The organism is Streptomyces sp. NPDC006512, assembly GCF_040611935.1.
Taxonomy (GTDB): domain Bacteria; phylum Actinomycetota; class Actinomycetes; order Streptomycetales; family Streptomycetaceae; genus Streptomyces.
Window position 1 is genome coordinate 1 of the sequence record NZ_JBEXPG010000106.1, and the last position, 12715, is coordinate 12715.

Here is a 12715-nt window from a genome sequence, read left to right on the forward strand (position 1 = left end):
CGCGCCGCCGCCCGCGCCGCCGCCCGCGCCGCCGCCCGCGCCGCCGCCCGCGCCGGTGCGCGGCGGCGGCGCCCGCGTGTGAGTCCCCCGGGGGACGGGTGGGCTCGGGCCGCTCTATGCCGAAGGCGCGTTCTCGGCCATCGAGATCGCCAGTCCGTCGGTCAGCCATCGGTGAGCCACCGTCATGTTCAGCACGGCCCCGCCGGTGGCGGTGCCGACCAGGGCCCAATACCGTTCCAGGCGGGGGTCGAAGCCGGATGAGCGCGACACCAGCCCGTGCAGGTGGGCGCGGAAGGCGGGGGTGTCGGACTCCCGCCGGGCTCGCGCATGGGCGGACACGAAGGCGTTCACCGCGTCCCCGGGGCCGGGCGGGAGCCCCTGGGCCAAGGCGGCGGCCGTCAGAACGGCAGCATCGTCGATCTCCCCGTAGAACGCCGGGGCGTCCCTCATCTCCTCGTCGTGGTCCTGGGTCCAGCGGGTGAAGCTGGGTGTGGAGACGAGCAGATGCAGCTCGGCGTAGGCAAGGGCCGAATCGGGATCGGGGTCCTGCGGTGGGGCGGGTGACAGCATGGCGACCATGATGTCGAGCCGGTGCCTGGGCATGGTCGCGGACAGCTCGCGATACCAGTGATCCGTGAGGGTGCGGTGCGCCTGTGGGAGCCGCTGCACGCGGGAGAGGACCTCCAGCCGCCGTAGCCGCTCCTCGCTCGTGCAGTCGTCCAGGGACTTGAGCGTGGCCTGGCGCCACCGCAGCTCGGTCAGTCGTTCCTGCACCACTTCGAGCTCGGTCGCCACGAGTTCACCGAGGGAGCACTCGCCGGTGACCACCTGCGTGATGGTCGCGATCGGGGTGTCCAGCGCCCGCAGGCGTCTGATGAAACGGATCCGCTCCCACGCCTCAGGACCGTAGCGCCGATGGCCGCCGCTGCTACGACCGGCCACGGGCAGCAGACCGCTGTCGGAGTAGTAGCGGAGGGTCTTCACCGGAACCCCCGTGCCGGCCGCGAGCTCACCGATGCTCCACGTGTCTTGCGTCACAGTCTCTTGAACCTCCAGCGCGCGGGAGGTCCTAGCGTATGGATCACTGACCGCGTCGGTCCGCACCGGTCCCCCACCGCTCAGGCCTCGTCCGGGCCTGACCGGCCTCCTCAGATCCCGTCCTCGACCAAGAACGGTGGGTACGCATGTCCCCGACCACGACAGCACCGCGGCCACGCCGCGGACCCTGGATCCGCGGGGCGCTCTTCCCCGCGCTCTGCGCGGTGGCGCTGCTCGCGGCCACCGCCGTGCCGGCGACCGCCGCACAACCCGGTGCCCCGCACCCGGCGAGGCAGAGCGGAACCGTCGTACGGACCGACCACGGCCTGGTACGCGGCGTGTCGCACGGCTCGTACACCACCTTCGACGGCATTCCCTACGCTGCGCCGCCGACCGGACCGCTGCGCTGGCGCGCCCCCGTGCCCGCCGCCCCGTGGCACGGCGTCCGGGACGCGACGACGCCGGCCCAGCGCTGCGTCCAGATGCCGGCACCCGGTGCGGGCGCGGTCCTCGGCTCGGAGGACTGCCTCTACCTCAACGTCACCGCTCCGAAGCCGAAGCCGGCCGGCCAGAAGCGGCCCGTGCTGGTGTGGATGCACGGCGGCGCCTTCCTGGGCGGTTCCGGCGGTGACTACAGCGCCGGACAGCTGGCGGTCCGGGGCGACGCGGTGGTCGTCACGGTCAACTACCGCTTGGGGATCTTCGGTTACTTCGGCCACCCCGGGCTGGGCTCCGCTCCGCCGTTCGGCCTGGCGGACCAACAGGCCGCCCTGCGCTGGGTGCGGGCGAACGCGGAGCGCTTCGGCGGCGACCCGCGCGGCGTCACCCTGTTCGGCGAGTCGGCGGGCGCCCTCGGCATCTGCGCGCACCTCACCTCGCCGACGGCCGCCGGACTCTTCCAGCGAGCCGTGCTCCAGAGCGGTTCCTGCCTCACCTCCTTCCCGCGCGGCGCTCTCGGACCCGGAACCCCGGCGTACGAACCGTTCGCCTCACAAGCCGACGTCCAGACGGCCGGTGCGGCAGCCGCCGGGCAACTGGGCTGCCCGGCGGGCGGCGGAGACGAGGTACTGGCGTGCCTGCGCGGGCAGAGCACGGACCGCCTCGCCACCGCCCAGCTGATGCAGTCCTTCAACCGGCCCGCCTTTGGCAACGCGCTGCTGCCCGAGGCACCGGACCGGGCGTTGGCATCGGGGCGCTTCCACCGCGTGCCGGTCATGCTGGGCACCAACCACGACGAGATGCGGATGTTCGTCGGTCTGTCGCTCGCCGCGTTCCCCCTCCGCACCGAGAGCGACTACCGCGCCCGTCTGGTGGACGCCTTCGGGCCCGCCGCACCGGCCGTCGAGGCGCAGTATCCGGCAGCTCACCACCCCACGCCCGCACTGGCCTGGGCGGCGGTGCTGACCGACCGGTCCTTCGCGTGCACCACACTGGCAGCCGGCCGGGCCATCGCCGCTCGCGCCCCTGGCCTCCCCCTCTACGGCTACGAGTTCAGCGATCCGGACGCTCCTGTCCTCACCGGACTGCCGGCGAACCCGGACTTCCCCTACGGCGCGGCGCACGGCTTCGAGATGCCGTTCCTGTTCTCCTCCTTCCCCACCGACCGACCGCTGACCGACGCCCAGCGCGCCCTGTCGGACCGGATGGTCGACTACTGGACGGACTTCGCGCGCACCGGCAACCCGAACGCCTCCGACGCCCCGTTCTGGCCCCGCCTCCACCCTTCGTCACCCCTCGCGCGGTCGGTGCAGTCGCTGGCTCCCGGAGCGGGCGGAATCCGCCCCGTCGACGCACGTACAGCACACCACTGCTCGTTCTGGGACAGCCTGCCTCGGTGAGCCTGATTCCCCCTCCGGTCGAACCAGCCCTGTGGGGCCCTGCGTTGCGGCTCCGGGTAACGCCCTGCTGACGGTCCGGTAGATTCGGCGACACGGCTGATCTTCAGGGGAGCGGCAGAACGCCGCGCGTGCGACACGGGGGCGCGCGCGGCGACCTGTTCCTGCGCGCCCTCGACCTGCACAGCGCCTTCGCCGCCGGGGCCGCGCAGAAGGTCCGCGGCAACCTCCAGGTCCTCATGGAGCTGATGGCCGGGACCAACGGGCCCGTCCCCGACGAGGAGGTCGCGCACGCCTGGCAGACCCTGTTCCTCCTGGTGCCCGTCGTCTCGACGACCTTCTCCTCCGTCGGGAGCATGTTCGCCCGCCTCGGCCGGGAGTCCATCGGCTGGGTCCTCGTCGACGAGGCCGGGCAGGCCACCCCGCAAGCCGCCGTCGGCGCGCTGTGGCGCGCCCGCCGGACCGTTCTGGTCGGTGATCCGCTCCAGCTCGAACCCGTCGTCACCATGCCCGCGGCCCTCCAGCGCCGGCTGCTGCGCGCCTACGGCGTCGACGAGCACTGGCTGCCGTCGGCCACCTCGGCCCAGGCCGTCGCCGACCGGACCAACCGCTACGGCACCTACCTGCCGGCCCCGGACGCCGGCGACGAGCACGTCTGGGTGGGCTCGCCGCTGCGCGTGCACCGCCGTTGCGAAGAGCCGATGTTCACGGTCAGCAACGAGGTCGCCTACGGCGGCCTCATGGTCCACGGCACCAGGCACAAGGCGTTCCCCGATGAGGAAAGGGACGGCCTGTTGCCCAGCCGCTGGCTCAACACCGACGACCGGTCCCGCCCGTCCGATGCGCCGTGGGGCGAACGCGACCGCCGGGCCTTCGAGTTCGTCCTCAATCACTTGCACCGGCACGGCGTCGCCGTGGAGCGCGTGCGCGTCATCGCCCCCTTCCGGGCCCTCGTCGCCGAATGCCAGAAGATCTGCCGCGGTCGTGACGGCTGGACGTCGGAACTGATCGAGGAACGCTGCGCCACCGTCCACCGGGCCCAGGGCAAGGAAGCTGACGTCGTCGTCCTCGTGCTCGGTGGCGGGCGGCCCGGCGCCCGCGACTGGGCGGCCCGCACCCCGCACCTGCTCAACGTCGCCGCGAGCCGCGCCAAACGCCGCCTCTATGTCATCGGCGAGCGCAGCCTGTGGGCTCCGCTCCCGCACTTCGACGTCCTCTCCTCCGAGCTGACGGAGTTCGACCACCGCCGCGACCGGGCCACCTGGCCGACGGACACCGAGTGACCACCGACGGGGCGGCCGGGCGGGGAGATGCGTGCCCGACCGGCTGGGACTACCGGGCGTCACGACGATGTCGGGGCCCGACCCCGTACCGTCTGTTCACGACCAGCGTGCGCATTCGGCGTCGAGGCGTGGGTCGGTGCGCACCCAGACTTCGCCCCCGGCGGCCTCGGCCGGAGCGTCGACCCGCTCGATGCCGAGGAACTGGATCAACTGGAGCAATGCGGCTCGTTCGGCTCGGTCATCGTCGACCTCGTGTGAGTCGAAGAAGACGTAGTACTGGTCGCTCGGGTCCACGATGCCCGAATCCGCCCAGATCCGGCCGACTTCCTCGATCGCCGCTGCTTGCGTCGTGAACGTGGCGGCGCGGGCGGCACCGCGAGTCTCCGGTGACGCGTCGAGGTCGTCGAGGTCGGGGAACCACTGGCCGAAGTGGTCGAGGCCGGCATACCCGTTCTCGAAGAAGAGCATGGCGCTCGGAAGGTAGCGATTGCCCCTGTCGACCTGGAGGTATTCCGACCGGGGTCGGTCCGCGCCTTTGGTCCGGGAGATCACACCTCGCTCGGGCATGAGTACCAGACTCTGCCCCGACCGTTCGTCGGTGACGGTGTAGGTGTCGGAATCCCTATCACGGAAGAACGCGGAGAACGCCACGTAGGCCTCCTGAGCGTCGCCCACGGAAACCCGTTGGTCGTGGCCATCGCCGACGGCGAAGACGAACTGTTTCGGTCCGGGGGTGTAGGGGCGAGCCATTTGCGTCCTTCGTTCACGTGGGATGGCTCCGCCAGCGTAGTCGCATCAGATCGGACGGACCTGGCGTCCATCACCGGTGGATCAGCGCGGGCGGGATCCGCTGTGGAGTTCCACGTACAGGAGGTGGGTGAGCAGCGCGCGCAGGGCCGTGTAGACGACGCCGTTCAGCGTGAGTCCGTTGTGGGTCGGGTAGGCAGGGTCGTTGCTCGCCCGGTAGATCCAGCGGGAGATCTGGCTCCAGTTGTTCTGGAGGACCACGTTGTCCGTACCCATGGGGGTCCTGGTGCCCGTGCCGATGTTGCCGCGGACGGTGTCGAAGATCCGGCCGAAGCGGGCCGCTTCGGCGGTGGCCTGGATCGTGAGGGTGAGGGCCTCGCCGACTTGGGTGGCGCCGCGGGCACCGCCGTTTTCGATCCGGGCCCGGGCGCCGCCCAGGACGAGCAGGGCGTCGTGGAGGCTGGGGCCGTTGATGACGTCGTCCGTACGGTTGTTCCCGCCGGGCAGGGAGACGTAGTTGCCGCCCCACGGAAGGCGGGTCGCCGGCGTCTGCAGGTTCAGGACATGGTTGAAGTCCTCGGGCCAGGTGTCGTTGAAGGCGTAGTGCCGGCCCTCGTTCTGCTGGTTTCCGGGGGCGTAGAAACCGGCGAGGTAGAGGTTGTTGGCCCAGAAGTACAGCGAGACGACCTGGCTGCCCCGGCGGAGGACTCGGATCTGAATCAGGCGGGAGAGCTGGGTGGTGCTCTCGTCGATGTTGTTGGCCGAGCGGAAGTCGTGGCCACTGACGCGATGGATCCGGTCGATCATGCCGTAGTACGCGTCGTGGGCGCTCCGGCCGCCGTTCTCCAGGGAGTCGATGTTCCAGTCGACGACCGTGTTCGGCTGGGTGGGGTCGGCCTGCGCGGCGGGCGCGGCCAGGCCGACGAAGCCGGCACAGAGCGCGAGCGCGACGGCGGAGCCGATGAGGCGCCGGCCCGATGGCGCGAGCAACCGCTTCAGACGCAGCAGGGGCATGAGGGACATGGGTACTCCAGGGGTCGGGGAGAGCCGCCGACTCGAACCGGCGGCGGGACGGGAACCGGCGCCGGCGAACTCGCCCTCCCCGGAGCCGTGTTCGGCCCCGTCGGGAGGGTGGTCCGGCAGCACGGGCCCGCCTCCACGCTAGGTCCGTCCCCGTCCCCCCGGTGATCTCCCAGTGCACAGCGTCGTCCTGTCAGTGCACGGTTCCAAGAGCGTGCCCGCGGCGGCCGTCGCTCCGGCCGCCGACGACGGTGGGCAGTGGCGTCGCGGGCGTCATGCCCGGAACCGCGGCTTGTCACGAATACCGTCACCCGTTTGACTTCGCCCAGGGGCCGGTCCGCTGAGCGACGCCCAGGGGCGGAGGAGAACCGACAGATGTTGATCGACAGTGCGGCCATGGCTCCCGCCGAGCGGGCCGAGGCGATCCGCGAGGCCATCTGGGACAGCGTGGTACGGGTGGAGATCACACATCAGCCGGACCCCCGCCTGATCCGTACGGTGGGTGCGATCAGCACGGTCGGACCGCTGAAGGTCTGCTCGGTGCGCGCCAACGCCACCACCATCCGTCGCACCCGCTCGCTCGCCCGCGACGACCTGGAGCCGAGCGTGTTCGTCGGGCTACAGGTCACCGGTAGCAGCATGGTCGTCCAGGACGGCCGGGAGGCCCTCCTGGAACCCGGCGACCTGGCGCTCTACGACACCACCCGCCCCTACACCCTGCTCAACAGGGACGGTATCCACCAGCACTTCTTCCGCATCCCGCGTGCTGAACTCGGCCTTCGAGCCGGGACGTTGGACCGGGCCACCGCAGTCCGTCTCAGCCGCCGGGACCCGCTGGCCGACCTCACCGCCACCTGCCTACGGCGCATCGCCCGTCACCAATCCCACCCCGCCCCCTCCTCCGAGCACTGCCTGGACGCGGCGGGCCGGCCGGGCATCGAGCTGCTGCGTGCCCTCGTCACGGCCCGGCTCGGCGACCAACACGGGGCCTCCGAAGCCCTGCACGACACCCTGCACCTGCGCATCCTGGACTACGCACGCACCCACCTGGGCGAGCACGACCTGACCCCCGCACGCATCGCCGCCCATCACCACATCTCACGCCGCTGTCTCTACAACACCCTGTCGCGCAGAGGCATCTGCCTGGGCGACTGGATCCGGGCACAGCGCCTGGAGCGCTGCCGTGACGAACTCGCCTCATCCGGGTGCCGGCGACCGATCGCCGCCGTCGGCCGGCGCTGGGGCTTCCCGAACGCCGCCCACTTCAGCCGCGCCTTCAAACAGGCCTACGGCCTCACCCCGAGCGAGTGGCGGGCCCTGCACACCGCGGCACGGTGAGACGGACTCGCCCTCAGGTGTACTTGCGGGCGATCGGGACCGCGGGGCGGAGCCGGTGGCGGCGCCACTCGCTCGGGGTGACTCCGTAGGCTTCACGGAAGCGCCTGGTGAAATGACTGGGGCTGCTGAAGCCGCAACGGGCCGCCACCGCGGATACGGGCAGTGCGGCATGACGGGGCAAGGCCAGCAGGCGGCACGCCGCCTCCAGCCGCTCGCCGATGAGCCACTGCTCCAGACGGATGCTCGCGCGACCGAGCACCACGTACAAGTGACGCTTGGATATGGCGTGTTCTGCGGCGATGCGCTCCGCGCCGAGGTCGGGATCGGTGAGGTGGCGGCGCGCGTAGGCCATGATCCGGGCCACGAGGGAGCTGTCCATGGCTTCTCGGAGCTGCCGGTCCCGCTCGTCGTGCGCCGCCGACGTGAGGAGTGCCCGCAGGAGCTCGGTGGTGGCGTTCGCGAGGGCGGCGGCTCCGGGGTCCGCTTCCAGGCGGCCCGGGTCCCGCCAGAACGCCCGCAAGTGCCCCAGGAGCAGGTCGTGCAGGGGGCTGGCCCGCAGCCGTACGGAGGCCCGTAGGACGGTGTCGACCGGTACCCCGAGATGCTCCATGTCCATGGTGATGGCTTGCGAGGCCCCGTATCCGGACCAGCCGTAGGTGCGCGGTGCGAGCTCGTGGAAGACGCAGATGTCCTCAGGTCCCAGGGTGAACCGTCCACCCGCCTGCTCGGCCCGGTGGACGCCCCGGGTCTGGAGCGAGACCGAGACCACGGGACGGTCCCGGTGCCCGCGCACGTGCCGGGCCGTCCGCCGGACCTCGAACCCCGAGCACCGCACGTCGAAGAGGTCCAGCCCGCCCACCCGCCATCCTTCGATCCGGGCCCGCATACCCGTCTCGGGCTCCTCGTGAACGATGTCGTTCGGCACGGAGGTGTCCGTCATCGCGTGGTGGAACGCGTCCACCCTCTCGCGCGGTGCGACGTCCTCCAGGTCCAGCAGCAGCACGAACTACCCCTCCGTCAACGGTTGTCGGAATCCAAGGGTGTTCATCCTCCTGGCAGCGACGCCCTGCCCACTTGCCTACGAGTGCACGCCTCTGTTCTCCGGCGCCCTCCCGCCGGAGCCGTGCACTCAAGGTCAACCCCCTTGCGTGGGCAGACGCCGTCGAACCACAGAGAGGTCCGATCCATGACCGACCACGCCCCTGTCACGCCGGTACTGGAGCCTGGCGCCCCCTTCGCGGTGGCGATCAGGACACCGACGTTCCTGTTCCAGATGGCTCCGGCCGGCGGCCGCAAGGCCTTGGAAAAGGTGCATTCGGGCTCGATCGCCGAGCCCGACGTGGACGAGGAGTGCGCGACCGTCACAGGTGGCCCCACCGGCGAGGTCGGGGCCCGGATCGTCCGGCCGGCCGGGGTGAGCGGCGCGACGCCGGCCACCCCGGCCGCTGACACCGCGACTACATCCGCCCCCCGGCAGCGAAGCTGCGGGGGGCGGATGTAGTCTGCCGGGACGGTCGGCGAGCCGGGTGCATCTCAGGGGGTTAGCGGCCGGCCCTCCCGTACGGGGTCCACTCCGCTCCCCCACCCCAGATCCCGGTCACCCGCGGGCAGTGCGGGAGACCGGGGCTGTATCAAGCGGTCTTGACCTTCCGGGCCGGCCTCGCGGGCGCGTTCACACTCTCCCGGAGGTTCTCGCCCGGCTTGAACGCGACGGTGTTGCTCGCCTCGATCGCCACCGTCTCGCCCGTCTGGGGATTCTCCCCGTACGCGCGCCCCGGTGGCGCTTCTCGCGTCGAGCGCAAAACCGCCAGGCCGCCCTCGCGCCAGGCCCGGCGCCAGCGTTCCAACGCTCTCACACTCACCGGCAGTCCTTCGCGATCACGAGGGTCTGCTCACCCGCCGCGAACCGTTCGCCGGCCTGGAACCGGATCCCCTCACGAAACGCCCGACGCTCAGCGGCCAGGCCCCCACCGTCCGGATAACGCATACGACAACCCGCAAAGTTCAGTAGATCGTCTCGTGCACCACGTGCATCTCCGGGCGGTCGGCAAAGTCCGTGCGGAGTTGCTGGGCTATCTGCTCCGGGCTCCAGCGCCAGCCCAGGCGGTCTTGGATGCGTTCGGCCTCGCGCAAGCACCGTGACGGAGACGAGTCGGCCGCCTGCTCTGATCGCGCAGGCGGCCGAAACCGTGTCGGGTCCGACCGGTCATTGCGCCACTCCCGGCCGGTCCGTTCGTTGATGCCGACGATCTTGCATGCTTCTCGGTTGCTCAGCCCTTGTCCCACAAGCAGCGAGCATTGCTCCCGTTCCTTGCGGAGCTTCTTGTGCCCGCCAACTCAAGTCGGGACGTCGGGGTCGTTCTCGCCGGTCTGGCTCGACGACTCGCGTGTCGCCGCCGTGCACACCTTCCGTGGCTCACGGCAAGAGCGCGGTGTTGAGGTGCGGAGAGGGAGACCGGAGGACTCCGTCAGTGGAGGTCGATGGCGTTCCAGTTCCAGCCCGCGCTGGCGGGGACGGTGTAGCTGCTGGTGAAGGGCTGAATGTGACCACTGGCGTTGGCGAGACCGGTGTACATCTTGATGCTGCCATCGCTGAAGCGGTACATCATGCCCATGTCGGTACGGTGGTCACCGTTGAAATCACCGGTGATCAGCTTCATCGCGTTGCGGTCCCAGCTGTTGGCCGGGACGGTGTAGCCGACGGTGAACTCATCGAAGCCGCCATCGGCCTTGGCCAGGGCGGTGTGGAAGCCGATCGTGCTGTTGTCGTGGTGGTAGACCATCGCCGCGTCCGAGCGGCCGTCACCGTTGAAGTCGCCCGCGTGCAGCTCGATGGCGTTCCAGTTCCAGCCCGCGCTGGCAGGGACGGTATAGCTGCTGGTGAAGGGCTGAATGTGACCACTGGCGTTGGCGAGACCGGTGTACATCTTGATGCTGCCATCGCTGAAGCGGTACATCATGCCCATGTCGGCACGGTGGTCACCGTTGAAATCACCGGTGATCAGCTTCATCGCGTTGCGGTCCCAGCTGTTGGCCGGGACGGTATAGCCGACGGTGAACTCATCTAAGCCGCCATCCGTCTTGGCCAGCGCGGTGTAGAAGCCGATCGTGCTGTTGTCGTGGTGGTAGACCATCGCCGCGTCCGAGCGGCCGTCACCGTTGAAGTCGCCCGCGTGCAGCTCGATGGCGTTCCAGTTCCAGCCCGCGCCGGCAGGGACGGTGTAGCTGCTGGTGAAAGGCTGAATGTGACCACTGGAGTTGGCGAGACCGGTGTACATCTTGATGCTGCCATCGCTGAAGCGGTACATCATGCCCATGTCGGTACGGTGGTCACCGTTAAAGTCACCGGTGATGAGCTTCATGGCGTTGCGGTCCCAGCTGTTGGCGGGAACGGTGTAACCGACAGTGAACTCATCGAAACCACCATCCGTCTTGGCCAGGGCGGTGTGGAAACCGATCGTGCTGTTGTCGTGGTGGTAGACCATCGCGGCGTCGGAGCGGCCGTCGCCGTTGAGGTCGTTCTCGACCGTCGAGTAGAGCGCCGTCTCACGGATCCACTGGCCGATGTCGTCCACGCGGGCCGAGATGGCGCCCGTACGGGTTTCGGCGGCGTCGGTTCCGAGGCAGCCACCCTGCCAGGAGCGGGAGTTGACGCCGACGAGCTCACCGGCGGCGTTCAGAAGCGGGCCGCCCGTGTCGCCCTTGCACAGGACGTCGGCGCCCTTGCCGGTGACGGCCAGGGTGGTGGCGGTGCTGGAGTTGGTGGTGAAGGTGCCGGTGTGGAGCTTGCCGGGGACCCACTCCGTCTTCGTCCGTCCGAACCCGGCCGAGGTGAGGTCGGTGCCCGCGGCGGGAACCGTGGGGGTGATCGTGACGGCCGGGAGACCGGTGGCGGCGCCGGCCAGGCGGCCCAGGACGAGGTCACGGTCGGTGCGGGGCACGAGGTCGACGACCTCGACGGCTCTGCCGTCGGAGAGCGTGGCGATCGACTTGAATGCCGGCTTGCCGGCCGGGACCGCCGTGCCGGGAGTTCCGGCGAAGCAACTGGCCGCCGTGACGATCCAGTTGGCCTCGACCAGGGTTGCCGTACAGGCTCGGGCGTTGGCCTCGTCGCCGATGTTCAGCTTCACGACCGAGTTGTACTGGCCGGCCGGAGCCTCGGGGCCGGCCACCGCGAGGGCGGGAGCGGCCGGGAGCAGGGCGGCGGTGATCACCGCGGCGGAGAGCAGGCCGGCTGTCCGCGCCGGGCGCGGACGGGGTACGAGCATGGTTCTTCCTTCGATGAAGAGGTGCGTGGGAAGCGATCGGGGGCCGCGCGGGCAGCCCGTCCCCGGCCGACCTCCGTCGGCTTGACGGTCTCCCGCAAGGGTCCCGGTCGGCCGATCGGTGCTAGTTCGAGGTGCGGAGCTCGACGAGCACGTGGTCACGTCGCTGCGGGTCGGCGGCCTCGCCGACCGGCTTCCACTGGTTCTTGTCCACGTCGATGTTCTGCTCGGGGGCACCCTCAGCGGTCAGCTTGACGCTGGTCTTGTGAGTGGCGTCGCCCCGGAGGCCGTAGACGGTGGGGATCTCCACGGCCAGGTGGCCGGAGGACCCGGTGGTGCGGAAGCAGAACGTCCCGCGGGTCCGGGAGAAGACCTGGATCTGGCTTTCCGAAGAGGAGCAGTCGGCGAGCACGATGTGACCGTCACCGCGCTTGAGGACGATGCCGAGTTCGGCTCCGATCCGCGCGCCGTCGGGGTACTCGAACATCTCGACCGCGTAGCCGGGCTCGGCGTTCGCCGCCTGCACGGTGGAGGGAGACTGCGCGTAGGCCGCGGTCATGGCGGCGGCGCAGATCATGGTCGCCGCGCCCGTGGCGATGATCGTTCGGGAAATCTTCATGGTTCTTCCTTCTTATTCGAAACAGGTTTCCATTGGAGGCGCACCGCCAGGGCGGGCTACCTGCAGAGATCAGATGAAATATGCGACGCCGATGAGAGTGGCCAGGAAGGCGAGGAGGAACACGAGGGTCTGCCCGCGGGACAGTTCCTCCATCGGTTTCCCCTGGCGCTTCAGGTCCAACTGGCGGGTGACGTACCCGGCGAAGACGATCCTGAGGACGACCAGGATGACCATGGTGGCGGTGTAGAGCACCAGCGGCGTCCGGTCCGTGTAGCCGCGTGCGCCGGAGCCGCCGGCGATGGACACCGCGCCCACGAGGGGGAGCGACCAGGCGATCAGCCTGTCCCTCGGGGTCGTGGCCATGGACTGAGCGGCCAGGCCGAGTGCGAGCCCGGAAACGAGCGCGGCGATCCACCACTGGGAGGCGGACAGCTGAGAGGTCAGCACGGGATCCTTTGCCGTGTTCGCTGTATCCGGTGCGTACGGCCGTGCAAGGCCGAGGAACAGCGGTCCGACCTGATGTGGCACCTGGACCACCGGCCCCAGGGGAAGGTGTCGCTGCTGGTGACC

11 protein-coding genes and 1 pseudogene are annotated in these 12715 nt (G+C 70.1%); 4 read left to right on the plus strand and 8 right to left on the minus strand.

Going from position 1 to position 12715, the window contains the following annotated elements; all coding sequences use genetic code 11:
* Positions 1 to 114: 114 nt before the first annotated feature.
* Positions 115 to 1038 carry a MerR family transcriptional regulator gene (locus ABZZ17_RS38825; RefSeq protein WP_356883911.1) on the minus strand — a complete coding sequence of 308 codons (924 nt, stop codon included), beginning with the start codon at positions 1036 to 1038 and terminating at the stop codon, positions 115 to 117.
* Positions 1039 to 1184: 146 nt separating this feature from the next.
* Here ABZZ17_RS38825 and ABZZ17_RS38830 point away from each other — a divergent pair, with 146 nt between their 5' ends.
* Together ABZZ17_RS38830 and ABZZ17_RS38835 are read left to right on the plus strand one after the other, a co-directional pair.
* Entirely contained in the window at positions 1185 to 2876 is a 1692-nt protein-coding gene (locus tag ABZZ17_RS38830) for a carboxylesterase family protein (RefSeq protein WP_356883912.1), read from the plus strand.
* A 128-nt stretch (positions 2877 to 3004) separates the two neighbouring features.
* A complete protein-coding gene (locus ABZZ17_RS38835; RefSeq protein ID WP_356883914.1) occupies positions 3005 to 4156 on the plus strand; it encodes a DEAD/DEAH box helicase in 1152 nt (383 codons plus the stop codon).
* A 96-nt stretch (positions 4157 to 4252) separates the two neighbouring features.
* Here the strand turns inward: ABZZ17_RS38835 and ABZZ17_RS38840 are convergent, their stop codons facing one another.
* Positions 4253 to 4906: a hypothetical protein gene (locus ABZZ17_RS38840; RefSeq protein WP_356883916.1), complete on the minus strand. Its 654-nt coding sequence runs from the start codon at positions 4904 to 4906 to the stop codon at positions 4253 to 4255.
* Positions 4907 to 4987: 81 nt separating this feature from the next.
* Complete coding sequence (locus ABZZ17_RS38845; protein WP_356883918.1) at positions 4988 to 5926, minus strand: ribosome-inactivating family protein; 939 nt, start codon at positions 5924 to 5926, stop codon at positions 4988 to 4990.
* Positions 5927 to 6298: 372 nt separating this feature from the next.
* Between ABZZ17_RS38845 and ABZZ17_RS38850 the strand changes: the two genes are divergently transcribed.
* Positions 6299 to 7261, plus strand: coding sequence for a helix-turn-helix domain-containing protein (locus ABZZ17_RS38850; RefSeq protein ID WP_356883919.1), 963 nt, complete (start codon positions 6299 to 6301; stop codon positions 7259 to 7261).
* Positions 7262 to 7274: 13 nt separating this feature from the next.
* Here ABZZ17_RS38850 and ABZZ17_RS38855 read toward each other — a convergent pair whose 3' ends face one another.
* Entirely contained in the window at positions 7275 to 8264 is a 990-nt protein-coding gene (locus ABZZ17_RS38855) for an AraC family transcriptional regulator (RefSeq protein ID WP_356883921.1), read from the minus strand.
* 183 nt (positions 8265 to 8447) lie between these two features.
* Between ABZZ17_RS38855 and ABZZ17_RS38860 the strand changes: the two genes are divergently transcribed.
* The gene (locus tag ABZZ17_RS38860; RefSeq protein ID WP_356883922.1) at positions 8448 to 8762 is read left to right on the plus strand and encodes a hypothetical protein; all 315 of its coding nucleotides are present in this window, start codon (positions 8448 to 8450) and stop codon (positions 8760 to 8762) included.
* A 130-nt stretch (positions 8763 to 8892) separates the two neighbouring features.
* On the opposite strand, the pseudogene ABZZ17_RS38865 reads toward ABZZ17_RS38860, so the two are convergent.
* The 4 genes and pseudogenes from ABZZ17_RS38865 to ABZZ17_RS38880 form a co-directional block, all read right to left on the minus strand.
* A pseudogene (locus tag ABZZ17_RS38865) lies at positions 8893 to 9024 on the minus strand (HU family DNA-binding protein); the annotation flags it as partial.
* 705 nt (positions 9025 to 9729) lie between these two features.
* Complete coding sequence (locus ABZZ17_RS38870; protein WP_356883923.1) at positions 9730 to 11529, minus strand: trypsin-like serine protease; 1800 nt, start codon at positions 11527 to 11529, stop codon at positions 9730 to 9732.
* A 121-nt stretch (positions 11530 to 11650) separates the two neighbouring features.
* Positions 11651 to 12145: a hypothetical protein gene (locus tag ABZZ17_RS38875; protein ID WP_356883924.1), complete on the minus strand. Its 495-nt coding sequence runs from the start codon at positions 12143 to 12145 to the stop codon at positions 11651 to 11653.
* 69 nt (positions 12146 to 12214) lie between these two features.
* Positions 12215 to 12592, minus strand: a complete 378-nt coding sequence (locus tag ABZZ17_RS38880) for a hypothetical protein (protein ID WP_356883925.1) — start codon at positions 12590 to 12592, stop codon at positions 12215 to 12217.
* Positions 12593 to 12715 lie beyond the last annotated feature (123 nt).